This is a genomic window from Micromonospora sp. WMMD998 (assembly GCF_029581235.1).
Classification (GTDB): domain Bacteria; phylum Actinomycetota; class Actinomycetes; order Mycobacteriales; family Micromonosporaceae; genus Micromonospora.
In genome coordinates this window covers 4,846,600-4,870,519 of record NZ_CP120740.1, presented here as the reverse complement: position 1 = coordinate 4,870,519, position 23,920 = coordinate 4,846,600, and the positions used below count along the sequence as shown (strand labels likewise).

Annotated in this window: 22 protein-coding genes; 14 read left to right on the top strand and 8 right to left on the bottom strand. The window is 73.4% G+C overall.

Annotated features, from left to right (window positions below; translation table 11 throughout):
- Nucleotides 1–10 precede the first annotated feature (10 nt).
- The 4 genes from O7619_RS22105 to O7619_RS22090 are packed head-to-tail and all read right to left on the bottom strand — an operon-like array spanning nt 11 to nt 2,615.
- Nucleotides 11–229: an MbtH family NRPS accessory protein gene (locus tag O7619_RS22105; protein ID WP_282283180.1), complete on the bottom strand. Its 219-nt coding sequence runs from the start codon at nt 227–229 to the stop codon at nt 11–13.
- A 10-nt stretch (nt 230–239) separates the two neighbouring features.
- The gene (sbnB, locus tag O7619_RS22100) at nt 240–1,247 is read right to left on the bottom strand and encodes a 2,3-diaminopropionate biosynthesis protein SbnB (RefSeq protein WP_282283179.1); all 1,008 of its coding nucleotides are present in this window, start codon (nt 1,245–1,247) and stop codon (nt 240–242) included.
- Nucleotides 1,241–2,239, bottom strand: a complete 999-nt coding sequence (gene sbnA, locus O7619_RS22095) for a 2,3-diaminopropionate biosynthesis protein SbnA (RefSeq protein ID WP_282283178.1) — start codon at nt 2,237–2,239, stop codon at nt 1,241–1,243. Before sbnA ends, sbnB begins: the two co-directional genes overlap by 7 nt.
- 16 nt (nt 2,240–2,255) lie before the next feature.
- Nucleotides 2,256–2,615, bottom strand: coding sequence for a hypothetical protein (locus O7619_RS22090; RefSeq protein WP_282283177.1), 360 nt, complete (start codon nt 2,613–2,615; stop codon nt 2,256–2,258).
- A gap of 464 nt (nt 2,616–3,079) precedes the next feature.
- Between O7619_RS22090 and O7619_RS22085 the strand changes: the two genes are divergently transcribed.
- From O7619_RS22085 to O7619_RS22060, 6 genes are all read left to right on the top strand, one after another.
- Nucleotides 3,080–3,616 carry a GNAT family protein gene (locus tag O7619_RS22085; RefSeq protein WP_282283176.1) on the top strand — a complete coding sequence of 179 codons (537 nt, stop codon included), beginning with the start codon at nt 3,080–3,082 and terminating at the stop codon, nt 3,614–3,616.
- A 63-nt stretch (nt 3,617–3,679) separates the two neighbouring features.
- Complete coding sequence (locus O7619_RS22080) at nt 3,680–4,789, top strand: DegT/DnrJ/EryC1/StrS family aminotransferase (RefSeq protein ID WP_282283175.1); 1,110 nt, start codon at nt 3,680–3,682, stop codon at nt 4,787–4,789.
- Nucleotides 4,790–4,823: 34 nt separating this feature from the next.
- The gene (locus O7619_RS22075; protein WP_282283174.1) at nt 4,824–6,254 is read left to right on the top strand and encodes an NDP-hexose 2,3-dehydratase family protein; all 1,431 of its coding nucleotides are present in this window, start codon (nt 4,824–4,826) and stop codon (nt 6,252–6,254) included.
- 26 nt (nt 6,255–6,280) lie between these two features.
- Entirely contained in the window at nt 6,281–7,435 is a 1,155-nt protein-coding gene (locus O7619_RS22070; protein WP_282283173.1) for a nucleotide disphospho-sugar-binding domain-containing protein, read from the top strand.
- A gap of 14 nt (nt 7,436–7,449) precedes the next feature.
- Nucleotides 7,450–8,064: a dTDP-4-dehydrorhamnose 3,5-epimerase family protein gene (locus O7619_RS22065; protein WP_282283172.1), complete on the top strand. Its 615-nt coding sequence runs from the start codon at nt 7,450–7,452 to the stop codon at nt 8,062–8,064.
- Nucleotides 8,065–8,122: 58 nt separating this feature from the next.
- Complete coding sequence (locus tag O7619_RS22060; protein WP_282283171.1) at nt 8,123–9,115, top strand: Gfo/Idh/MocA family oxidoreductase; 993 nt, start codon at nt 8,123–8,125, stop codon at nt 9,113–9,115.
- A 49-nt stretch (nt 9,116–9,164) separates the two neighbouring features.
- Here O7619_RS22060 and O7619_RS22055 read toward each other — a convergent pair whose 3' ends face one another.
- From O7619_RS22055 to O7619_RS22045, 3 genes are read right to left on the bottom strand one after another with little or no spacing between them, the layout of a single operon-like run.
- The gene (locus O7619_RS22055) at nt 9,165–10,325 is read right to left on the bottom strand and encodes a cytochrome P450 (RefSeq protein WP_282283170.1); all 1,161 of its coding nucleotides are present in this window, start codon (nt 10,323–10,325) and stop codon (nt 9,165–9,167) included.
- The gene (locus tag O7619_RS22050) at nt 10,322–11,287 is read right to left on the bottom strand and encodes a hypothetical protein (RefSeq protein ID WP_282283169.1); all 966 of its coding nucleotides are present in this window, start codon (nt 11,285–11,287) and stop codon (nt 10,322–10,324) included. The genes O7619_RS22055 and O7619_RS22050 overlap by 4 nt, the downstream gene beginning before the upstream one ends.
- Nucleotides 11,288–11,304: 17 nt before the next feature.
- Nucleotides 11,305–12,984: a carbamoyltransferase N-terminal domain-containing protein gene (locus O7619_RS22045; RefSeq protein WP_282283168.1), complete on the bottom strand. Its 1,680-nt coding sequence runs from the start codon at nt 12,982–12,984 to the stop codon at nt 11,305–11,307.
- A gap of 408 nt (nt 12,985–13,392) precedes the next feature.
- Here O7619_RS22045 and O7619_RS22040 point away from each other — a divergent pair, with 408 nt between their 5' ends.
- The 8 genes from O7619_RS22040 (at nt 13,393) to O7619_RS22005 (ending at nt 22,569) form a co-directional block, all read left to right on the top strand.
- Entirely contained in the window at nt 13,393–14,622 is a 1,230-nt protein-coding gene (locus O7619_RS22040) for a class I SAM-dependent methyltransferase (protein ID WP_282283167.1), read from the top strand.
- Between the two features lie 69 nt (nt 14,623–14,691).
- Nucleotides 14,692–16,230, top strand: a complete 1,539-nt coding sequence (locus tag O7619_RS22035; RefSeq protein WP_282283165.1) for a tryptophan halogenase family protein — start codon at nt 14,692–14,694, stop codon at nt 16,228–16,230.
- Nucleotides 16,231–16,256: 26 nt separating this feature from the next.
- Nucleotides 16,257–16,787, top strand: a complete 531-nt coding sequence (locus O7619_RS22030; protein ID WP_282283164.1) for a flavin reductase family protein — start codon at nt 16,257–16,259, stop codon at nt 16,785–16,787.
- Nucleotides 16,784–18,160: a cation:proton antiporter gene (locus tag O7619_RS22025; RefSeq protein ID WP_282283163.1), complete on the top strand. Its 1,377-nt coding sequence runs from the start codon at nt 16,784–16,786 to the stop codon at nt 18,158–18,160. The genes O7619_RS22030 and O7619_RS22025 overlap by 4 nt, the downstream gene beginning before the upstream one ends.
- Nucleotides 18,157–19,029: a glucose-1-phosphate thymidylyltransferase RfbA gene (rfbA, locus tag O7619_RS22020; RefSeq protein ID WP_282283162.1), complete on the top strand. Its 873-nt coding sequence runs from the start codon at nt 18,157–18,159 to the stop codon at nt 19,027–19,029. The genes O7619_RS22025 and rfbA overlap by 4 nt, the downstream gene beginning before the upstream one ends.
- Nucleotides 19,026–20,150, top strand: coding sequence for a class I adenylate-forming enzyme family protein (locus O7619_RS22015; protein ID WP_282283161.1), 1,125 nt, complete (start codon nt 19,026–19,028; stop codon nt 20,148–20,150). Before rfbA ends, O7619_RS22015 begins: the two co-directional genes overlap by 4 nt.
- 2 nt (nt 20,151–20,152) lie before the next feature.
- Nucleotides 20,153–21,712, top strand: a complete 1,560-nt coding sequence (locus O7619_RS22010) for an aromatic amino acid ammonia-lyase (protein ID WP_282288897.1) — start codon at nt 20,153–20,155, stop codon at nt 21,710–21,712.
- A complete protein-coding gene (locus tag O7619_RS22005; protein WP_282283160.1) occupies nt 21,709–22,569 on the top strand; it encodes a methyltransferase domain-containing protein in 861 nt (286 codons plus the stop codon). Before O7619_RS22010 ends, O7619_RS22005 begins: the two co-directional genes overlap by 4 nt.
- A 67-nt stretch (nt 22,570–22,636) precedes the next feature.
- Here the strand turns inward: O7619_RS22005 and O7619_RS22000 are convergent, their stop codons facing one another.
- Nucleotides 22,637–23,902 (bottom strand): activator-dependent family glycosyltransferase, encoded by a 1,266-nt coding sequence (locus O7619_RS22000; RefSeq protein ID WP_282283159.1) that lies wholly within the window; start codon nt 23,900–23,902, stop codon nt 22,637–22,639.
- Between the last annotated feature and the right edge of the window lie 18 nt (nt 23,903–23,920).

Here is a 23,920-nt window from a genome sequence, read left to right as displayed (position 1 = left end):
CGCTACCGGCTCAACTGTCCTGTTCGGCCATCCGCCGCCGCAGGCTCAGCGGGCGCATGTCGGTCCAGATCCGTTCGACGTGGTCGAGGCACTGCTCGCGGGTGCCGGCGAAGCCCTCGGCGCGCCACCCGTCGGGCACCTGCCGGTCGGCGGCCCACACCGAGTACTGCTCCTCGTGGTTCACCACCACGAGGAACGACCGGTCGGTGGGGGATTCGTGCTGCGTCATCGGTTTCCCTTCAGCGGTTGTCGGCGGCGAAGTCCGGGACGCGCACGCCGAGGCCGCGGTCGACGGCGGCGTCGCGTACGTGCGCGGCGAGGGCGGCGTCGAGCGCGCCCAGGCCGAACGGGGAGAAGACGGTGAGGGCGGTCTCGTCGTAGGGCACCCGGACCCGCCCGGCGAGCAGGTCGCCCACCTCGGCGGTGATGAACCGGCGGTCACCGGCGACCGTCTCGGCCAGCTCCAGCGAGGTCGCCGCCCGGCACACGTGGTCGGCGTCGTCGACCACGTTGCGGGCGCCCAGGACCGCCGGTGCGGTCAGGTCGCGCAGCGACAGGTGCAGCACGACCGTGCCCGGCCGGCACGCTCCGGCGTCGGTGTGCGGTCGGGCGGCGGTGGTGGCGAAGCAGACCAGCCGGTGCGCGGCGAGCGCGTCGGTCATCGACTCCGCCACCCGCACCGCGAGCCGCGGCCAGGTCGCGGTGGCGCGCTCGGCGAACCGGGCGGCCCGGCCCGGGTCGAGGTCGAACACGGTGACCACGCGCAGCCGCGGCAGATGCGCGTGCAGGAACCGCAGGACCTCGACGTTGATCAGCCCGGCGCCGATCAGGGCGACGCCGGCGGTGACGTCGGCGGGCGCCCCGGCGGTCAGGGCGCCGGCGGCCACGGCGGCGGACGCGGCGGTGCGGCGCGCCGAGATGACCGACCCTTCCAGCAGCGCCTCGGTCCGGCCGTCCGCGACCGAGCTGAGCAGGATGGCGGCCGAGGCCCGCTCCCGGCCCCGGTCGACGTTGCCCGGGAAGGAGGCGATCCACTTCAGCGAGGCGACCGGACGCGCGCCACCGACGTAGGCGGGCAGGGCGATGACGCGGTTGCGCTCGTCGTCGGGGAAGCGCAGGAAGACCGAGTGGGGCACGGCGGTGGCGCCGTCCGCGTGGTGGACGTACGCGTCGCGGACCAGCCGGCAGACGGCCGGCTCGTCGCCGTCGAGGACCGCCAGGACGTCGGCGCGTCGCAGGATCAACACCGTGCCTTCTCCTTCCACAGGTGGCCGATCTCGCCGAACTTCGCGCGGACCCAGGTGTCGTCGTAGATCGTGTCGAGGTAGCGCTCACCCCGGTCGGGCAGGATCAGCACGCAGGTGCTGCCGGCCGCCAGCGTGTCCAGCCGCCCGGCGACGGCGCTGACGACGGCGCCGGACGAGCCGCCGCTGAGGATCGCCTCGGCGCCCACCAGCCGGCGGCATCCCACGACGCAGTCCTGGTCGGTCACCCGCACCACGGAGTCGGCGATGCCGTCGTGGTAGAGGCCGGGCCGGATGGCCGCGCCGTGCCCGGGGATGAGCCGGCGGCAGGTCGAGCCGCCGAAGATCGCGCTGCCCTCGGCGTCGACCGCGGTGATCCGGGTCCGCAGGCCGTGCGCGGCCTTGTAGCGGGCGCAGCCGTGGATCGTGCCGCACGAGCCGGTCGCCACGAACAGGTGGTCCACCGGTTCGTCGAGCGCGGTCACGACCTCCCGCATGATCGCTTCCTGCGCGCGCCCGTTGAGCGGGTTCGCGTACTGGTTGGGCCAGTACGCGTCCGGTTCGTCGTCGAGCAGTTCCCGGACCCGGCGCAGGCGGGCGGCGAGGAAGTCGCCCAGCTCGTTGTCCGGCTCGGTGACCCGGTCCAGCTCCGCGCCGTACGCCGACATGATCGCGCAGTTCTGCGCGGTCGTCTTCGGGTCGATCACGCAGACGAAGCGCAGGTCGAGCCAGCGGCACACCTGGGCGAGCCCGATGCCGAGGTTGCCGGAGCTGGACTCCACCACCGTCGAGCGGCCGGGGACCAGCTCACCGCTGTCGACGGCGCCGAGCACCATCGCGACGGCGGACCTGTCCTTCATGCTGCCGCCCGGGTTCAACGCCTCGAGCTTGGCGTAGAACCGGGCCGGCGAGCCGGGGAAGAGGCGGTCGAGTCGGACCAGCGGTGTGCCCCCGACGGCGGAGAGGATCCCGTCCCGGGGTGGCATCCCGATCATCGGCGCCGGCGGTGCGTCACGCCGGGGCCGGGCCGTCGGCGGCGCCGGGCTGCGCCGACGGCCCGGCCTCGGCCGCGGCCTGCTCCTCGCCGCGCACCCGGACGATGAACTGGGCCAGGTCCCGGAAGCTCTCGCCCCGGAATCCCTCCATCTTCTCCAGCAGCTTCATGTCCAGCCCGTTCTCCAGCTCCAGCAGCATCTGGACCATGGAGAACGAGTCCATGTCCTGCAGGCTGCCCGGCTCGGGCACGTCCGGCTGCTCGGCGCAGATCATCCGGGCGGTCCCGGTGACCACGTCGGTCAGCTCGTCGACGGCCTTCGTCAGCTCCTCGGCGGTCTCCCGATCCAGGTCCACGGTCATTTCCTCTGCCGCCATGTCTTCGCCCTTTCCATTCCTGCGGAATTGATTCGAGACGCGGCCGGAACAGTAATCGCATCGCCGTGCCGCGGTGATGGGAGATGGCCGTCACCCAGGTCCCGGGTCGGCCGCGGCTCACCTCGAGGCGCCGCAGATCAAGCGGGGGCGATGTTAAGCACGGCCTTGCGGCAGGGTCAATTGTGGAATGGCGCCCGCCACCGGTCGCGGCGCCCGCCGGGCACCCGGTCCGGATGTCTCGCTGGCGGGACGGGCGGACCGCCGCGACGCCTGGCACGGCGGCGGATCCCACGTCGCGTTGCTTGACTGCGCCGGCCGCGGTGTGGCTAGCTTCGCGGCACCCGGACACCTCCTCGACGGCGTTGCGAGCCGTCGCCCGACGGGAGGGGCTCAGTGGCCCGCGCCTTTGTGCGGAATGGAATCCGCGCCGGGTCGAAGTCACCGCGTGAAACGAGGACGGAACCGTGCTGTTTCCCTACACCGAATCGCGACGAATAGCGTTACGGCCGGCGGGCGCCGCCGACGGGCCCCAGGCGTACCGGGTCCTTTTCCGGGCCGGGCGCGCGGGCCTGCCGCTGCTCGACCAGTTCTGTGAGAGCTTCGGCCGCCGGCTCGCCGCCTGTTTCCTCATCCACCGCGTCGACGGCGACGACGCGCCGATCGGGCTGGGCACGCTGTCGGATCTCAGCCCGGCGGGCCACCTGCGCGCCGAGGTGGTGCTGACCCCGGGCCAGCCGGAGGAGCTGCTCGGCGAGGCGAGCGCGTTGATCGTCAACTTCGCCTTCGCGATGTGGCGTACCCGCAAGGTGTACCTGCACGCGACCGACGCCGACCCGGCGAGCGTCGGCTTCGGCGGGGAGCACGCCGCGTTGGCCCGGGCCGAGGCGGTGCTGGAGAAGCACACGTTCGGCCAGGGCCGGCTGTGGGACGTCCACGTGTTCGCGGTCCACCGCGAGCAGTGGGACACCACCGGCGTGGACCTGCTCAAGCAGCTCGTCTGACCCGTTCGATCCGCCCATCGGAGTGCCGACGCGGGACTCCCGGCCTGGAGGTGAAGCGCCGAGATGACCCTTAATGTGTGGGGTTACTTGTCGGAGTACGAGAAGGAGCGCGACGACATCCTGAACGCCGTCGACACGGTGTTCAGCTCCGGCACGCTTGTGCTCGGGCCGAGCGTCGCCGCCTTCGAGCAGGAGTTCGCCGCCTACCACGGGGTGCCGCACTGCGTGGGTGTGGACAACGGCACCAACGCGATCGTCCTGGGCCTGCGCGCCCTGGGCGTCGGGCCCGGCGACGAGGTGGTGACGGTGTCGAACACCGCGGCGCCGACCGTGGTGGCGATCGACGCGGTCGGGGCCACCCCGGTCTTCGTCGACGTGGACCCGGACACCTACCTGATGGACGTGGCACAGGTCGACGCCGTGGTGACCGCACGGACCCGCTGCCTGCTGCCGGTGCACCTCTACGGCCAGTGCGTCGACCTGGCCCCGCTGGAGACGATCGCGGCCCGCCACGGCCTGCCGATCCTGGAGGACTGCGCGCAGGCGCACGGCGCCCGCCAGCACGGCCGGCTCGCCGGCTCGACCGGGTTGGCCGCCGCGTTCTCCTTCTATCCCACGAAGGTCCTCGGCGCCTACGGTGACGGCGGCGCGGTCCTCACCACCGACGCGGAGACCGACGCCGCGCTGCGGCGGCTGCGCTACTACGGGATGGAGCGCCAGTACCACGTCACCTCCACGCCCGGCTACAACAGCCGGCTGGACGCGGTGCAGGCGGAGATCCTGCGCCGCAAGCTGACCCGGCTCGACGACTACGTCGCCGGCCGGCGGGCGATCGCCGACCGGTACGCCGAGGCGCTCGCCGACACCGACGTCGTGGTGCCGGTGACCGCGCCGGGCAACGAGCACGTGTACTACGTCTACGTGGTCCGGCACCCCCGGCGCGACAAGATCATCGAGGCGATGCAGGCCCACGACGTCGCGCTGAACGTCAGCTACCGCTGGCCGGTGCACACCCAGACCGGCTTCGCCCACCTCGGGGTGCGCCCCGGGGCGCTGCCGGTGACCGAGGCGCTCGCCGACGAGATCTTCTCGCTGCCCATGTTCCCGTCGCTCGGCGTCGACGAGCAGGAACGGTTCATCGACACGTTCAAGACGGTGCTGGCGCGGATTTGAGCCGGCCCGGGCGACGAGGACAGGAGGAGCGGAGATGACGCGGCTCGCGGTTGCCCGTGACCGTACCGCCGGCGCCGGCCGGACCTGGCCGGACGCGGGCGCCGCCGACGACGGGGCGCTGGTGTCCCTGCGGCAGTTCGCCGCGTGGTGGGACGAGCGCCACCGCGCCGGGCGGTTCCGGGTCGACCGGATCCCGTTCGACGCGCTCGACTCCTGGTCGTTCGAGCCCCGCACCGGCAACCTCGGGCACGCCAGCGGCCGGTTCTTCACCATCGAGGGCCTGCGGGTCCGCGACGGCGGCGTCGACGGCTGGTCCCAACCGGTCATCAACCAGCCGGAGATCGGCATCCTCGGCATCGTCGTCAAGGAGTTCAACGGCGTCCTGCACTGCCTCATGCAGGCGAAGATGGAGCCCGGGAACGTCAACACCCTGCAACTGTCGCCGACGGTGCAGGCCACCCGGAGCAACTACACCCAGGTGCACCGCGGCACCGGCACCCGCTACCTGGAGCACTTCGTCGGGGCGCAGCGCGGCCAGGTTCTCGTCGACGTGTTGCAGTCCGAGCAGGGGGCCTGGTTCTGGCGCAAGCGCAACCGCAACATGGTGGTGCTGGTGACCGGCGACGTGCCGGTGCACGAGGACTACTGCTGGTTGACGCCGGCCCAGATCCGCGAGCTGATGGGCGTCGACAACCTGGTCAACATGGACGCCCGCACGGTGCTGTCGTGCATGCCGTTCGCGCAGCCGCGGGAGGACGAGGCGGTCACCGGCGACGAGTTCCGCGACGCGCTGGTCCGCTCCTATCAATACCAGCCGCAGGCCGCGCCGGTCGGGCCGTTGCACAACCCCGGCGCGATCCTCAGTTGGTTCACCGAGGCGAAGACCCGGTGCGACTGGACGGCCCGGCTGGTGCCGCTGGGCGAGGTGGCGCGGTGGTCCCGCACCGCCGACGAGATCCGGCACGACGAGGGCCGGCACTTCGGCATCATCGCGGTGCGGGTGGAGGCCGGCACCCGCGAGGTACGCCAGTGGACCCAGCCGCTGCTGAGCCCGCGTGGCCAGGGCCGCGCGGTGTTCCTGGTCCGCCCGATCCAGGGGGTGCTGCACCTGCTGGTGCAGGCCCGACCCGAGTACGGGCTGATGGACATGGTGGAGATGGCCCCGACGGTGCAGTTGCTGTCGGACTCCCCGGCGGGGGAGATCGCCGACCCGTTCCCGCGTGACCTGATGGCCGCCGGGACGGCCCGGGTGCGTTACGACAACCTCCTGTCGGAGGAGGGCGGGCGGTTCCACCACGCCCTGACCCGCTACCAGATCATCGAGGTGGGCGAGGACGTGCCGCTGGACGTGCCGCCGCAGTACTGCTGGATGACCGTCCGTCAGCTCACCGACCTGCTCCGGCACGGCCACTACCTCAACATCGAAGCGCGTAGCCTGCTGGCCTGCCTGCCCAGCATGTGCTGAGCACCGGCCGGGACGAAGGAGCGACTGTGCGCCTGCTTTTCACCACCGCGCCCCTGCACGGGCACTTCTATCCGCTGGCGCAGGTGGCCTGGGCGGCCCGGGCCAGCGGGCACGAGGTGCTCGTGGCCGTGCCGGACGACTTCGTCGCGACGGCGCTCGCGGCCGGGCTGCCGGTGGCGTCCTGCGGTCCGGCGGCGGACCTGGCCGGTCGGCTCGCGGCGCCCGACGCGCCGCCGCACGGCAGCGCCGAGCGGCGGTACGCCACCGGCCGGGCGCTGGGCCGGGTGGCGGCGGCGTCGCTGCCCGGCATGACGGACGTGGTGACGCACTGGGCGCCGGACCTGGTGGTCAGCGAGCGGACCGAGTTCGCCGGGCCGTTGGCCGCGGTGGCCGCCGGCATCACGCACGTGGAGTACCGGTGGGGCGTCGCGCCGCTCGTGGAGTACCGGGCCGGGGCGGTGACCGAGCTGGCCCGCGCCGGCGCCGGCGCGCCGCCGGACCCGGTCGAGGTGTTCAGTCCGTGGCCGGCGACGCTGCGGCCGGCCCGGCCGGCGGCGCGCAGCATCCGGGACGTGGCGTACAACGGCGCGGCGTTCCTGCCGCAGTGGCTGCTGCGACCGCGCACCCGGCCCCGGATCTGCGTGACCCTGGGCACCCTGGTGCCCCGGCTGGGCGGCGCGACCGGCCCGGACGTGGCGGGGTGGGTGCGTGGGCTGGCCGGGCTCGACGTCGAGGTGCTGGTCGCGGCCGACGAGGGGACGGCCGCGGCGTGGGGGCCGCTGCCCGACGGTGTGCGCGTCGGCCGGTTGCCGCTCGGGCAGGTGCTGCCGGAGTGCGACGTGCTGGTGAACCACGGCGGCCAGGGCACGGTGCTGGCCGCGCTCGGGGCCGGCTGCCCCCAGTTGTGCCTGCCGCAGTTCGACGATCAGTTCGACAACGCCCGGGCCGTGACCCGGGCGGGCGCCGGGCTGACGCTGCAACCGGGGGAGGCGACGCCGGAGGCGGTCACCGAGCTCGGCCGTCGGCTCCTGCACGACTCCCGTCACGTCCGTGAGGCGCGGCGGATCGCCGCCGAGATCGCGACGCATCCGTCGCCGGTCGAGGTCTCCGACGAGTTGGTGAAGTTGGCGGCGCCCGGCGGGGGCGCCATGAGGTCCGGTCCGTTGCCGAAGCGAGGTTGATGACTGTGTCGAAGATGACGATCACCGAGATGGAGATCCCGAACGCCTACCGGATCCAGCCGGAGCGGCACCTCGACCGGCGCGGTTACTTCTTCGAGGCGTTGCGGGAGGAACAGCTCTCCGCCACGATCGGCTACCCGTTCCGGCTGGGGCAGGTCAACTACTCGTCGAGTCGCCGCAACACGGTGCGGGGCATCCACGGCACGTCGCTGCCGCCGGGGCAGGCCAAGCTGGTCACCTGTGTGCGCGGCGCGGTGCTCGACGTGGTGGTGGACCTGCGGATCGGGTCGCCGACGTACGGCCGGTTCGAGGTCACCCACCAGGAGGCGGACTCCGGCACGGCGGTGTACCTGGCCGACGGCCTGGGGCACGCCTTCCTGGCGCTGACCGACGACGCGGTCATGAGCTACCTGTGCTCCGAGGAGTTCGTGCCCGGCACGATGATCGAGATCAACCCGTTGGATCCGGAGATCGGCATCACCTGGTCGCTGACCGAGGAGCCGATCATGTCCGACAAGGACGCCGCCGCGCCGTCGTTGGCCGAGGCGGCGGCGGCCGGCAGGCTGCCGAGCTACGACGAGTGCCGCACGCACTACGCGGCGCTGAAGGCGAGCCCGGTGCCGAGCTGAGCGCCCGACGTCACCGTCCCCCTGTCCAGCCCACTGCCGAGCGGAGTCCTTGCCGATGATGAGCCGCAGCACGACCGACCGGGTCCGCATGGGGGTGATGGGCTGCGCGGACATCGCCTGGCGCAAGACCCTGCCGGCGATGCTGGCGGAGCCGGCGATCCAGGTCACCGCGATCGCCAGCCGCGACCGGGACAAGGCCGCCGTCTTCGCCGACCGGTTCGCCGGCGCGGCGGTGGAGGGTTACCAGGCCCTGCTCGACCGGGACGACGTGGACGCCGTCTACCTGCCGTTGCCGGCGCGGCTGCACGCCGAGTGGATCGAGCGTTCGCTCGCCGCCGGCAAGCACGTCCTGGTCGAGAAGCCGATGACGGACAGCCGCCCGGCCACCGGGCGACTCGTCGAGCTGGCCCGCGCCCGGCACCTGGTGCTGCTGGAGAACTTCATGTTCCTCTACCACTCGCAGCACTCGGCGGTGCGCAAGCTCGTCGCCGACGGCGCCATCGGCGAGCTGCGCGCCTTCAGCAGCGCCTTCACCATCCCGCCCAAGCCGGTCGGCGACATCCGCTACCAGCAGAAGGTCGGCGGTGGGGCGTTCCTCGACTTCGGCGGTTACCCGATCCGGGCGGCGTTGCAGTTCCTCGGCGGCGACCTGCGGATCGTCGGCGCGATGTTCCGCCGCGACCCGCGACACGACGTGGTGATGTCCGGCCACGTGCTGCTGTGCACCTCCGACGGCATCGCCGCGCAGTTGAGCTTCGGCATGGAGCACTCGTACCGCAACAGCTACAGCCTCGCCGGCAGCACCGGCCGGATCCTGCTGGACCGGGTGTTCACGCCGCCGGAGACCTACCAGCCGGTGCTGCGGATCGAGCGCCAGGACCACCGCGAGGAGTTCGTCCTGCCGGTGGACCACCAGTTCGCCAACGTGGTGCGCGAGTTCGCCCGGGCGGTGCTCGACGGCGACGACCTGCGGGCGCAGCAGGAGTGGACGTTGCAGCAGGCCGACCTGATGGACCGGGTGCGTGAGGCCGCGCTCGTGGTCGACATCTAGGGCCGGGTCCGCCGGGGCGGTCGAGCCGCCGGCCGGGTGGCCCGGCGGCTCAGACCCGCCAGGCCACCGGCAGCCGTTCGAAGCCGTTGAGCAACTCGGCGCGGACCCGGTCGGGTACGCCGTCCGGGCGCAGGCCGGGCAGCCCCTCGAGGACCGCGCGCACCGCGGTGGTGGCCTCCAGCCGGGCCAGCGACGCGCCCAGGCAGTAGTGGACGCCGTGGCCGAAGGCGAGGTGCCGGCGCAGTTGCGCGGGCGGGCGGGTGATGTCGAACCGGTCCGGGTCGGGCCAGTGGTCCGGGTCGCGGTTGGCCGCGGCGAGCAGCGGCAGCACCTTGGCCCGCTCGGGGATGGCGACGCCGGCCAGGTCGGTGGCGCGGCCGGCGGTGCGGAACAGGCCGCGCAGCGGCGCGTCGACCCGCAGGCTCTCCTCCACGGCGGCGGCCACCAGGCCCGGGTCGCGGCGCACCAGGTCGAGCTGGTCGGGGCTGGTGAGCAGCCGGTGCACCACGTTGCCGATGAGCAGCGCCGTGGTGGAGCTGCCGGCGACCAGCAGGAACTGGCAGAAGCCGAGCAGTTCGGCGTGGCGGAGCGGGCGGCCGTCGGGCTCGGCGGTCATCAGGGTGGTCAGCAGGTCCGGCGGGGGCGTGCCACCGCCGTCCAGATGGGCGCGGCGCCGCCGCAGGTGCGCGTCGAAGTGCAGGTGGAACGACCGGTAGGCGGGCGCGACCCGATGGTCGAGCGACCCGCGCGGGCGGCTCAGCCCCTCGGCCAGCGCCAGCACCCACGACCAGTACCGCGGGGCGTGCTCGACCTCGGCGCCGAGCATCCGGCAGGTCACCGTCATCGACAGGGGTACCGCCAGGTCGGCCATCAGGTCGGCGTGGCCGCGCGGGGCGAGGCCGTCCACCAGGTCGTCGACCAGTTCCTGGACGGAGCCGCCGAGGCCGGCGACGGCGGTCGGGCGGAACGCCGGGGCGAGCAGCGCCCGCTGGCGGGTGTGCAGCGGCGGGTCGCTGGCGACCAGGACGCCGCCGGGCTGGGCGTGGACCAGGCCGGGGCCGAGGCGCGACGGCCAGGTCGTGTCGTCGGTGAGCACCGCCCGCACGTCGCGTTCGCGGCTGATCCGGTAGTGGGGGGCGGGGTGGGCCACCGGGCAGACCGCCGGGGTCCGGTGGCCGTCGGCGGCGGGGGGCGCGGGCTCGGCGTTCACTCGTAGCCGTACTGCTGGAGGATGTCGCCGAACTGCTCGGTGAACCGGGCCAGGTTCCGGGCGGTGAACCGGTCCCGCCAGCCGCCGCTGCGGCCCTGGTGGAAGCTCCACGCGTCGGGGTTGTAGACCCGGTCGGCGATCGCCTCGGCGTCGCTGTCGGACCCGATGTGCCGCAGCACGTCGCTGACGGCGGCGACCTGCCGCTCCCGGGTGCCGCCGCCGCGGGGGCCGATCAGGTCCTCGTAGCGGACCTTGCACACGCCGGGGTGGTGGAGCATCCAGAGCGCCTTCTCGAACTGGTCGCGGGCCAGGAAGGACGGGTCGCGCAGCGCGTAGTCGATCTTCTCTTCCCAGGTGTTCTTGCTGGCCAGGATCCGGCTGAAGATGTCGGCCTCGTAGAAGTTGCCGTACCCCTCGCGGGTGCGCCCCTCCAGGAAATTGATCATGGAGACGACCGTGTCGCGCGGATCCCGGTAGTTGAGGATCAGCGGCGGCGACGCGGTCTCCACCCACTCGCTGAGGAAACTGCCGTCCACCCGGTGGATGTCGAGTTCGTGCAGGATCCAGCACAGCCCGTCGGGGGTGTCGGCGAACCGGGTGTACGGCAGGTAGGGGTTGGTGACGAAGTCCTCGGCCACGTCGAGGCGGGTCTGACCGTACCGGTTGACCAACTGCTGCCCGAGTCGCTGCTGCCAGTGCCACGTCAGCGCCGACCACGCCTGGTCGGTGACGTCGGCGAACCGGGCGGTGCCGCGCAGCGCCAGCAGGTCGTCGTGGTCGCCCTTCGCCAGCACCAGGGCGGCGATCGCGGCGCGCTGCTCGTCGTCGAACTCCGGCACCGTACGCGGGCCGGGACGGGGCACGCCGACGATGCGGTAACCCATCTCCAGCATCAGTTCCTGCATCAGGTGGGTGCCTGACTTCTGGAACGAGATGACCATGGTGCGCGGTGCGTGGCTCATCGATCCGGCTCCTGTCGTCACGTCGTGCTCCGCCGCTGCCCGCCGGGGTGGACCCGACGGTGCAGCACGCCGTCGGCCCAGACCAGTTCGACCCCGCCCCACCGCAGCGCGGCCTCCACCGTGTCCAGCACGCCGGGCGGCACGTCGACCTCGCCGAGGACGGCCAGCACCGGTACGTCGCTCCACGTGCGGTACTCGCGCAGGATCGTCCGCAGGACGGCGTCGTCGTCGGCCGCGCTCACCCGGGCCGTGCCGTCGGCGCGGGTGACGACCGGCAGCCGGGAGCGCCAGGCGGGCACGAGCTGCGTGTCGTACCCGGCGTGCGGGTCGGCGGCGTCGGGCCGGAACACGGTCGCGGCCCGGTCCCGCAGGCACAACGCGGCGGCGCGCCGGTACGCCGGGCGGTCGGCGAGCCGGTTGAGCAGGTCGCGCGTGGCCGGCGCGGTGGCGGGCGCGAGGATCGCCCGGGAACCGACCGGGCCCGGACCGGCGTAGAGCCGACCGCGCAGCACCACGGCGGGCCGGCCGGTGCGGTGGATCAGCCGGGCCAGCTCCTCCGGGCGGCACGGCGCGGTCGACCATCCCGGCGGCACGTGCGGCGTGCGCCCGGGCAGGGGTCCGAGCCGCAGGTCCCACGGCAGCCAGCGCAGGCCGTCACCGAGGCCCAGCGCAGCCGCGCCGACCGCGCCGGCGGCGCCGTCCGGGTACGGCGGCACCCACATCCGCCGCACCAGGGGGTGCGCCCGCAGGGCGGCGGTCAGCGCCGGCGAGCCGGCGGCGCTGCCGGTGAAGCAGAGGTCGACCGGGCCGTCGCCGGCCAGCAGGTCGGCCAGTCGGTCGGCGAGCCGGTCGCCGAGGAAGCGCTGGAGGCCGGCGGCCAGGTCGGCCGCGTCGACGCCCCGCCGGTCGGCGGCCCGGCGCAGGTCGGTCAGGAACGCGGTGGTGTGCCACACCGACGGCTCGACGGACCGCCCGCGGCCGAGGACGCTCGCGCGGTACTCCTTGGCCGCCGCGGTGTCCGCCTCGAAGTGCTCGTCCACGAGCCTGCCGACGAGCGTGGTCACCTCGGTGCGTACCGTCCCGGACCCGGCCAGGTCGGCCAGCGCCGCGCCGGTCGCGCCGGGTGCCGGCTCGCGGCCCTGACCGGCGGGTCCGAGCATCCGCGCGGCCATGTCCAGGACCATGCCGGTGATCGGGAACAGCTCGCCCCGCGACTCGCCGCGCCCCCGCCCGTCGACCCGGGTCAGGCGCGGGAAGCTGTCCGCGTCCCACACCAGCACCGTCGCGCCGGCGCCGTCGCGGGCGAACGGGCTGGTGCAGTACGCGGCGGCGACGTGCCCGGCGAGGTGGGCGTGGCTGACGTACGGGACGGGGGTGCCGCCGACCGTGAGCGTGCCCTCGGCCCGCACCGGCGGATGGGTGTCCAGGTGCCCGGCGACGGCCAGCTCCACCGGCGCGTCCGGCGGCCCCAGCCGGAGCCGGCCGTCGGTGGTGCCGGGCCCGCCGTCGACCACCCAGGCGTCGACGGTGTCGACTGTGCGCCGGTTCGCGCCGAGGGTTTCCGCGACCCGGTCGACGGTGGCCTCGGCGGACCCTTCCGCATCGATTGCCGACAATGCCGAGGCGAATTCGATCCGGCCGTTGCGAATCAGCGCGAGACCACCTCTGCCGGTCAGCTTGAGCCCTGCGACGATCACGACTGTTCCTCCCGTCGGCGTACGGCCGAGATGTGTCCTCCAGTTGGCGAGCCGACGGGGCGAGACGTCGACGCCGACGTCGGGTGGGCGTCCGGCGAGCGGCCCGGGGAGGCGCCCGAAAGCTAACGAGCGGGCCGTCCGCCGGTCAACGACGGCCCGGCGGGACCGGCGCGTACGTCCCGCTGGCGGGACATCCCCGGTGGCCGTCGCGACGCGACCCGGGCAGCGACGCGGGTCGGTGCGCTCTTCTGCCGGGCACGAATGTCGGGGCACACTCCCATTCGTGCGGTAGCGTCGCGCCGGATCGCTTCCAGGTGTCGTGATGTGCCGGCACGTATCTGGTTCTCTCATCACGCCGCGGCCTCTTCGCGCCGCATTCGACGTCGATCGGTCTAGTCAGGAGTTGTCATGTCGAGCACGTCCCAATGCCGCGTGTGCGGCGGCACGGTCAACGAGTTCTTCGACTTCGGGCGTCAGCCGCTGTCGGATGCCTTCCTCGCGCCCGACGCCGACCTCGACGGCGAGTTCTTCTTCCGGCTCGCCACCGGGCTCTGCGCGGACTGCACGATGGTGCAACTGATGGAGGAGGTGCCCCGCGACCGGATGTTCCACGAGGCGTACCCGTACCACTCGTCCGGATCCGCCTACATGCGGTCGCATTTCGAGGGCCTGGCCAAGCGGCTGCTCACCACGGAGCTGACCGGCGACGACCCGTTCGTCGTGGAGGTCGGCTGCAACGACGGGGTGATGCTGCGGACGCTCGCCGAGTCCGGCATCCGCCACCTCGGCGTGGAGCCCTCCGGCGGCGTGGCCGACGTGGCCGCGGCGAAGGGGATCCGGGTCCGCAAGTCGTTCTTCGAGGAGTCGACGGCGCGTGAGATCCGCGACGCCGACGGGCCGGCCGACGTCATCTACGCCGCCAACACGCTGTGCCACATCCCGTACATCGGGTCGATCCTGACCGGGGTGCGGGCGCTGCTCGCCCCCACCGGCGTGTTCGTGTTCGAGGACCCCTACCTGGGCGACATCGTCGAGCGGGCCTCGTTCGACCAGATCTACGACGAGCACTTCTTCTTCTTCACCGCCCGTTCGGTGCAGCAGATGGCGCAGCGGCACGACCTGGAGCTGGTCGACGTGGAGCGGCTGCCGGTGCACGGCGGCGAGGTGCGCTACACGCTCGCGGTCGCCGGCGCCCGCACGCCCACACCGGCCGTCGCCGACCTGCTCGCCGAGGAGCGGGCGCGCGGGCTCGCCGACCGGGCCACCCTGGACGGCTTCGGCGAGCGGGTGCTGCGGATCCGGGACGACCTGACCGCGCTGCTGCGCCGGCTGCGGGCCGAGGGCAAGCGGGTCGTCGGCTACGGCGCCACCGCCAAGAGCGCGACCGTGACCAACTTCTGCGGCATCGGCCCGGACCTGGTGTCGACGGTCGTCGACACCACCCCGGCGAAGCAGAACCGGCTCACCCCCGGGGCGCACATCCCGGTGGTCGACGCGGCGGCCTTCGCCGACCCCTACCCGGACTACGCGCTGCTGTTCGCGTGGAACCACGCCGACGAGATCCAGGCCAAGGAACAGGGGTTCCGGGCGGCCGGTGGCCGCTGGATCCGGTACGTCCCCGAGGTGCGGATCGACTGACCGGCCCCGGCACACCACCCCACGGGCACGGCTCGGCCGTCCCGACCAGACGTCAGGGAGACAGAGCACATGATCCGAAACGTGGTCATCGTCGGCGGCGGGACGGCCGGATGGATGACGGCCAGCTACCTCAAGGCGGCGTTCGCCGACCGCGTCGACGTGACGCTCGTCGAGTCCGCCCAGGTCTCGCGCATCGGCGTGGGCGAGGCGACCTTCAGCACCCTGCGGCACTTCTTCGACTACCTGGGCCTGGACGAGGCGGACTGGCTGCCCCGCTGCGCCGGCGGCTACAAGCTGGGCATCCGGTTCGAGAACTGGAACCGCCCGGGCGAGCACTTCTACCACCCGTTCGAGCGCCTGCGGATGGTCGACGGGTTCTCGCTCGCCGACTGGTGGCTCGCGCTGGGCGACCGCAGCCGGCCCTTCGACGAGGCGTGTTTCCTCACCCGGGCCCTCTGCGAGGCGAAACGCTCCCCGCGGATGCGTGACGGCTCGCTGTTCACCGCCGGCCTCGACGGCCGACTCGGCCGGTCCACCCTGGACGAGCAGCGTGCCCAGTTCCCGTACGCCTACCACTTCGACGCCGACGAGGTGGCCCGCTACCTCGCCGGGTACGCCACGGCGCGCGGCGTGCGGCACGTGGTCGACAACGTGGCGCACGTGGCCCGCGACGAGCGCGGCTGGATCGACCACGTGGTCACCGACGAGCACGGGACCGTCACCGGCGACCTCTTCGTCGACTGCACCGGATTCCGCGGCCTGCTGATCAACCAGACGCTCGGCACCCCGTTCGAGTCGTTCCAGGACGTGCTGCCCAACAACCGCGCGGTCGCGGTGCGGGTGCCCCGCGAGGACGCGACCGAGATGAGCCCCTACACCACGGCGACCGCGATGAACGCCGGCTGGATGTGGACCATCCCGTTGTTCCGCCGCAACGGCAACGGCTACGTCTACTCCGACGAGTTCATCAGCCCGGAGGAGGCGGAGAAGGAACTGCGCGCCGCCGTCGCCCCCGGCCGCGACGACGTGCCGGCCAACCACATCCGGATGCGCATCGGCCGCAACCGGGAGTCCTGGGTGCACAACTGCGTCGCCATCGGCCTGTCCAGCGCGTTCGTGGAGCCGCTGGAGTCCACCGGGATCTTCTTCATCCAGCACGGCATCGAGCAGTTGGTGCGCTACTTCCCGGACGAGCGCTGGGACCCGGTGCAGATCGCCGCCTACAACGACCGGATCGGGCGGGCCGTCGACGGGGTCAAGGAGTTCCTGGTCCTGCACTACCGGGCCGCCCAGCGCGAGGACACGCCGTACTGGAAGGAGGCCAAGCGACGCCGGCTGCCCGACGGCCTGGCCGAGCGGATGGAGCTCGCCGGCTCGCGCCTGCTCGACGAGGAGACGATCTACCCGTACTACCACGGGTTCGAGAGCTACTCCTGGAACGCGATGAACCTCGGGCTGGGGCACGTCCCGGCGACGCCGGCGCCGGCCCTGCGGCACCTCGACCCGGCCCGCGCCCACGCCGAGTTCGCACGGCTCCGCGCCGAGGGCGAGGCGCTCGTGGCCGCGCTGCCCAGCTGTTACGAGTACCTCGCCGGGCTCAACGCCTGATCTCCGACCGCAGCGGAGGGCCACCGATGACCACCCTTTCGTCCGACGACGTGTCGACCGCGGCGCAATCCGGCCACCCGGACCCGCAACCCGGGTTCCGCACCTTCATGCGCGGCTACGTCACCGGCGTCGCGGTCGTCACCTCGACCGGCGCCGACGACCGGCCGCACGGGCTGACCTGCACCTCGTTGGCCAGCGTGACGATGGACCCGCCCACGCTGCTGGTCTGCCTCGACACGTGCAGCGGCACCCTGGCGGCCATCCGTCAGCGCGGCAGCTTCATGGTCAACCTGCTGCACGCCGCGGCCCGGCAGACGGCGGAGCTGTTCGCCGCGCCGCGGCCGGACCGCTTCGGCGCGGTGGCGTGGCGGCTGTCGCCGCGGCGCGCGCTGCCCTGGCTGGCCGAGGACTCGTTCGCCGCCGCCGAGTGCGACGCGGTCGACCTGCGCACCGTCGGCGACCACGTCGTCGTCTTCGGTCGGGTGGTCGAGGTCACCGGCGGCGACGGCCGGCCGCTGCTCTACGGCCGCCGCTCCTACCTGGAGACCCAGCCGTGAACGACGGCGCGCGGACCGTCGGCGGCAGCCGGCTGGTCGTCGCCGCCGGGGCCGCGGTGCTCGCCGGCATCGGGGCGCTGTGGGGCACCGACCTGGTCGACGTCGGGCCGGTCGACCCGGTCACCCGGTTCCTGCTCGCCGTCGCCGTGATCCTCGCCGGCAGTCACCTGCTGGGCGAGTTGATGCGCCGGCTGGGGCAGCCCGCGGTGCTCGGCGAGATCCTCGCCGGCCTGCTGCTCGGCCCGTCGGCGCTGGGCCTGCTCAACCCCGGCCTGCACCGGTGGCTCTTCCCGCCGGACGTGCTTGTCGACCTGGACCGGATGGCCCAGCTCGGGCTGGTCGTGTTCATGTTCCTGCTCGGCTGCGAGCTGCACACCGGCGGGGCGCGGCGACCACGCGCCATCGGCCTGGTGGTGCTCGGCGGCATGGGCCTGCCGGTGGTCGCGGGCTTCGGCCTGGCCCTCGCGGCCGAGCCGGTGCTGCGCGGAGCCGGCGCGCCGGTGCCGGCGTACGCGCTCTTCCTCGGCCTCGCGCTCGCCATCACCGCGTTGCCCGTGCTGGCCCGCATCCTGGTCGACCTGCGACTGGACCGCAGCCGCACGGGGGCGCTGGCCCTGTCGTCGGCGGCGGCCGGCGACGGCGTCGCCTGGCTGGCGCTGACGGTGATCCTCGCGGCGGCGACCGCCGGCGCCGACGTGCGGTCGGTGACCGGGGCGGCGGTCCACCTCGCCCTGGTGCTCGTGCTCTTCCTCTGCCTGCGGCCGGTGCTGGCGGCGATCGTGCGGCGTGCCGGCTCCGAGCGGATGCTCGTCGTCGTCCTGGTCGTCGGCGCCATCGCGTTCGCGGCGCTGACCCAGCTCGTCGGCCTGCACCCGTTCGTCGGCGCCTTCCTCTTCGGCGTCGCGGTGCCGCGCCGGTCACCGGTGGTGGAGCGGATCAACCACCAGCTCCAGGGCTTCACCCTGACGATCCTGCTGCCGCTGTTCTTCGCCGGGGTCGGCCTGGCCGCCTCGGTGGGCCTGCTCGGCGGCGACCTCGGCCACTGGCTGCTCTTCCTCGGCGTCCTCGCGGTCGCGATGGCGACGAAGGTCGCCGGCGCCGGCGGTGGCGCCCGGCTCGCCGGCCTGCCGGCGCGCGACGCGCTGCGGGTCGGCGTGCTGATGAACTGCCGGGGCGTCACCGAGCTGGTCATCGCCAGCATCGGCCTGCGGTCCGGCCTGATCAACGAGCTGGGCTTCACCATCCTGGTGCTCACCGCCGTGGTGACCACCGCGATGACGGCGCCGCTGGCCCGCGCGCTGGCCCGCGGCGACGCCGCGTCGGCCGATCCGGTCGGCCCCTCTGACAGACTCCACGAACGGACAGGTCGATGAATGGAATAGTGCTCGCCGGCGGGAGCGGAACCCGGCTCTACCCGCTCACCCTGGCGACGTCCAAGCAACTGCTCGCGGTCTACGACAAGCCGATGGTCTACTACCCGCTGTCGGTGCTGATGCTGGCCGGCATCCGCGACATCCTGATCATCTCCAACCCACCCAGCATCCCGGCGCTGCGGGCGTTGTTCGGCGACGGCTCGCACCTGGGCCTGCACATCACCTACGCCGAGCAGCAGGAGCCCCGGGGCATCGCCGAGGCGTTCCTGATCGGTGCCGACCACGTCGCCGACGAGCCGTGCGCGCTCGTCCTCGGCGACAACATCTTCCACGGCGCGGGGTTCCCGCAGTTGCTGCGCTCCTCGCGGGAGGAACTGGACGGCTGCATGCTGTTCGGCTACCCGGTGTCCGACCCCTACCGCTACGGCATCGGCGAGGTCGACGCCTCCGGCGCCCTGGTCTCGATCGAGGAGAAGCCGGCCCACCCGCGCTCGGACAACGCGATCACCGGGCTGTACTTCTACGACTCCGACGTCGTCGAGATCGCCCGCGAGCTGGTGCCCTCGCCCCGTGGCGAGCTGGAGATCACCGACGTCAACCTGGCCTACCTCAAGCAGGGCCGGGCCCGGCTGCAACGCCTCGGGCGTGGTTTCACCTGGCTGGATGCCGGCACGCACGACTCGATGCTCGCCGCCAGCCAGTACGTGCAGGTGATCGAGAAGCGCCAGGGCGTACGGGTGGCGTGCCTGGAGGAGATCGCCCTGCGGATGGGCTACATCGACGCGGAGGCGTGCCACCGGCTCGGGGTGGAGGCCCGCAACTCCGACTACGGGCGTTACCTGCTGGAGCTCGCGGAGACGGTCGGATGAGCTACGTCGACGTCGCGCCGGGGAGCCTGCTGGCCCGGGGCCCGGCGGACCACGAGGTGACCGAGGGGGCCTGGCGGGTCCGGTGGGACCGCGTGGCCGGCGACCCGGGGGAGTTGGTGCGCGGCCACATGGCGCCGGACCTCGACTTCCACACCTCCGGCAGCACCGGGGAGAGCCTCTGCTGGCGGCGTGGCCGCGAGGCGGCCTGGCGGGAGGCGGGCCTGCTCGCCGACCTGGTCGCCGAGGACCGGCCCGGCGCGGTGGTGTCCTTCGTGCCGCCGGTGCACATCTACGGCGCGTTGGCCACGCTGTTGCTGCCGGCCCGCCTCGGCGCGCCGGTCTGGTACCGCAAGTCGTTCTTCGGGCCGATGCCCGAGGTGGAGTCGTCGCGGGTGCTCGTGGTCGCCACGCCGTGGATCTTCACCCTGCTGTTGCAGCACCTCGACTGGGTGCGCCGCTTCGAGCGGGTGACCGTGCTGCACAGCAGCGCCATGCTGCCGGACACCGCGGGTCAGTTGCGGGCCGAGGTGGGCGGGGACCGGTTGGGCGTGGTGGAGATCCTCGGCTCGACCGAGACCGGGGGGATCGCCACCCGCCGGTGGGCCACCGGCGCGCCCGGCCCGTGGACGCTCTTCCCGGACGTCACGTTCGCGGACCCACCCGAGGGCGCCGGGGCGGGGAAGGACAGCCCGCTTGTCGTACGCAGCCCGCGCCTGGCGTACCGGCCGGGTGCGGCGCCGCCCCGCCAGGCGGGCACCGGCGACCTGGTCCGGCGCCGCGACGACCGGACGTTCGACCTGGTCGGCCGCAGCAGCCGGCTGGTGAAGGTGAACGGCCGCCGGGTCAACCTCGACGACCGGGAACGGGTGCTGCGCGCCGCGATCGACTGCGCCGACCTGGCGCTCGTGCCGGTGGCCGACCCGGTGATCGGCGAGCACGTCGACCTGCTGGTCGTCGCGCCCGGGCGGACGCTCGCCGACCTCGACCTCGCCGCCGGGTTCGCCGCCATGGGGATGCGTCCCCGCAAGGTTCATCTGGTGCCCGGGATCGACCGGTCCGAGACCGGCAAGCTGCGGTACCGCCAGCCGACAATCACCGCCGACGCGGAGGTAGCGACGTGACCATGATCGCCCACAGTTCGACAAGCGCCGTCATGGACGGCGACCACGGCGCGCCGATGCCCGCCGGGGACGGCACGGCGTACCTGGCGGCGATCACCGGCGCCGCCGACTGGGACACCACCCTGCCGCCGTGCGACGACGCCGACGTGGCCCGGATGGAGTCCAGCGCTGCCACGATCGACAAGCACCTGGCCGCCGGGGAGCCGATCTACGGCCTCACCCAGGGATTCGGCCCACTTGTGCTCTACCCGGCGGAGTCCGAGATGGAGCAGGGCACCTCGCTGATCTCGCACCTGGGCACCGGTCAGGGCCAGCCGCTGGCCCCGGAGGTGAGCCGGCTGGTGCTGTGGCTGCGGCTGGCCAGCATGCGCAAGGGGTTCTCGGCGGTGTCGCCGCGGTTCTGGCAGCGCATCGCCGACCTGTGGAACGCCGGCTTCACGCCGTGCATCCCGCGCGACGGCACGGTGAGCGCGAGCGGCGACCTCCAGCCGCTGGCCCACGCGGCGCTTGCCTGCACCGGTCACGGCGAGGCGTGGGTGCGTGAGCGCGGCGACTGGGTGGTCCGGCCGGCCGGCGAGGCGCTCGCCGCGATCGGCGCCGAGCCGGTGCGGTGGCCGGTGCGCGAGGCGCTCGCGTTCGTCAACGGCACCGGCGTCGGCCTGGCCCTGTCCATCCTCAACCACCGCTCGGCGCTCCAGTTGGTGCGGGCCGTGGCGGAGCTGTCGGCCCGGCTCGCGACCCTGCTGGGCGCGAATCCGGAGCACTACGACGACGGGGTGGGGTTCGCCCGCGGGCAGGCCGGGCAGATCACCGTGGCCCGCTGGATCACCGGGGCGATGCCGGTGGACGCCCGCCGCGACCCGAGCCGGCCACTTCAGGAGCCGTACAGCCTGCGCTGCGCGCCGCAGGTGCTCGGCGCGGTCCTGGACCAGGTGTCCGGCGCCGCGGACCTGCTCGCCCGGGAGGCGCGTGGCTGCACCGACAACCCGATCACCGTGCGGGGTCGGGTGCTGCACGCGGGCAACTTCCACGCCATGCCGGTGGGCTTCGCCTCCGACCAGCTCGGGCTCGCCGTGCACATGGCGGCGTACCTGGCGGAGCGGCAACTCGGGCTGATCGTCAACCCGGTCACCAACGGTGACCTGCCGCCGATGCTCACCCCCCGGGCCGGTCGCGGCTGCGGCCTGGCCGGTGTGCAGATCAGCGCCACCTCGTTCATCTCCCGGATCCGGCAGCTGGTCTATCCGGCGTCGCTGACCACGCTGCCCACCAACGGGTGGAACCAGGACCACGTGCCGATGGCGCTCAACGGCGCGAACGGCGTGTCCGAGGCGCTCGACCTGGCCTGGCTGACGGTCGGCTCGCTGGCCCTGGGCGTGGCCCAACTGACCGCGATGACGCAGCCGGGCCCCGACGTCGACGGCGTCTGGGCGGAGCTGGCCCGCGTGTCGCCGCCGCTGGCGGAGGACCGGCCGATGGGCCCGGAGGTGCGCGCGGCCCGCGACCTGATGCGGCGGCACGCGGCGCAACTGCTCGTCGACCGGCCGGAAGCGGCGCGATGAGCACCGACTTCGTGCTGCCGACGCCGCAGGAGGTCGGCGCGTTCTACGACCGGGCCAACCTGCTCATCACCCGGTTCCAGGGCGGCAACATGCACTACGGCTACTGGACCGGGCCGGACGACGACAGCAGCTTCGAGGTGGCCGGCCAGCGCCTGACCGACCTGCTCATCGACAAGTTGGCGCCGGCCGCCGGCGACCGGGTGCTCGACGTCGGCTGCGGCCCGGGCAAGCCCGGGGTGCACCTGGTCCGCCGCACCGGGGCCGACCTGGTCGGCATCTCGGTCAGCACCCGCGACGTCGAGCTGGCCAACGAGCGTGCCCACGCCGAGGGGGTCGCCGACCGCGCCGTGTTCCAGGTGGCGGACGCCACCGCGCTGCCGTTTCCGCCCGACTCCTTCGACGCGGTGCTGATGCTGGAGTCGATCGTGCACATCCCGGACCGGACGCGGGCGTTGACGCAGGCGGCCCGGGTGCTGCGCCCGGGCGGCCGGTTGGCGCTCACCGACTTCGTCCTGCGCGGGGAGATCATCGAGCAGGACGAGGAGACCCGCCAGGCGGTGGCGGAGGCGCTCGCCGCGTGGCGGGCCGCGCCCCTGGTGCGGGTCGAGGACTATCCGCGCTTCGTCGCGGAGGCCGGTCTGGTGCTCGACGAGATCGTCGACATCACCGCGCAGACCATGCGCACCTACCAGCAGACGCACATGGCCATGCACGAGTACGCCAAGACCCACGACGACCTGCCCGAGGACCTGGCCCGCTTGGTGGCCGACCCGGTCGACGACGGCTGGGACGTCGAGCCCGACCACGTCAGCGAGGGCGTGGTCGTGGTGGTGGCGCACCGGCCGGACGCTGCCTGACCGGTCCCACCCACGCGACGGGGCGCCCGTGCCGGCCGGCACGGGCGCCCCCTCGCGTGCGGCGCGGTCAGCCGGCCCGGTACTTGGCGGTCAGCTCGACCAGTTGCCCGGCGACCTCGTTGGGCGTGGGCAACGCCTCGATCTCCGCCCGCAGGGCCTCGGCCCGCTCCCGGAAGACCGGCTCGTCCAGCAGACGCCCGAGCTGCTCCCGGACGGTCGCGCCGGTGGCGGCGCCGGGCTGGACCACCAGGCCGGCGCCCTGCGCGGCCAGCTTGCCGGCCAGCAGCGGACCCTCGAAGTGGAACGGCAGGACGAGCTGCGGCACGCCGTAGCGCGCGACCGTGCTCAACGTCCCGAACCCGCCGTGGTTGACCACCGCGGCGCAGGTCGGCGCCAGCGCGTGCAGCGGCACGTAGTCGACCACCCGGACGTTGTCCGGCACCCGGGGCAGCTTCGGCTGCTCGGCCGCCGCGATGGTGGCGACCACCTCGACGTCCAGGTCGGCGAGGGAGTCGAGCACGTCGGCGACGTTGAGCGTGTAGCCGTCGAAGTGGTCGGTGGCGCTCAGGCCCAGGGTCAGCGCCACCCGCGGCCGTGACCGCGGCGCCCACACCCACGGCGGTACGACGGCACGACCGCCGTAGGGGATGTGGCGCATCGGCACGTAGTGCAGCGGCGCCCCGATCCGCAGCGACGGGCTGAGCTGGTCGACGGTGAACTGGCCGGACACCAGGTCCTCGGTGAACGCGAAGCCGTACCGCCGGGCGTAGGACTCGAGCCACTCGGCGAGCGCGTCGTCCCGCTCCGGCGGCACGAGCCGGCTGTTGACCTGGCGGATGTGGGCGTGCGTCACGCCGTACACGTCCATGGTGAACAGCAGGCGGCCGTGCGCCGCGCCGCACGCCTTCGCGGCGATCGCGCCGGCGAACGTGTTCGGCTCCCACAGGACCAGGTCGGGGCGCCACTGCTGCGCGAGGCGCACCAGGTCGGCCATCATCGGCTGGTTGTGCAGCCGGTGGCCCCACTGGGTGAAGGCCCGGTGCGACTCGGTCAGCTCGGCCCAGTCGACGTTCTCCGCGCCGACCTCGGCGAGGTCGTACGGCTTGGGTAGCCCGCGCCGCCACTGTGCCCGGTCCTCCGGGCGGTCCATCCGCTCGACGTCGACGTCCCGCCCGACCGGCACCGCGGTCAGGCCGGCGTCGGTGATCAGGTCGGTGAGCCGGGGCAGGCTGGCCACCCGGACCTCGTGGCCGGCGGTCCGCAACGCCCACGCCAGCGGCACCATCGTCAGGAAGTGCGTGCGTTGCGGGAGCGTGCACAGCAGGACGCGCATGGGGGTTCTCCTGGTGGG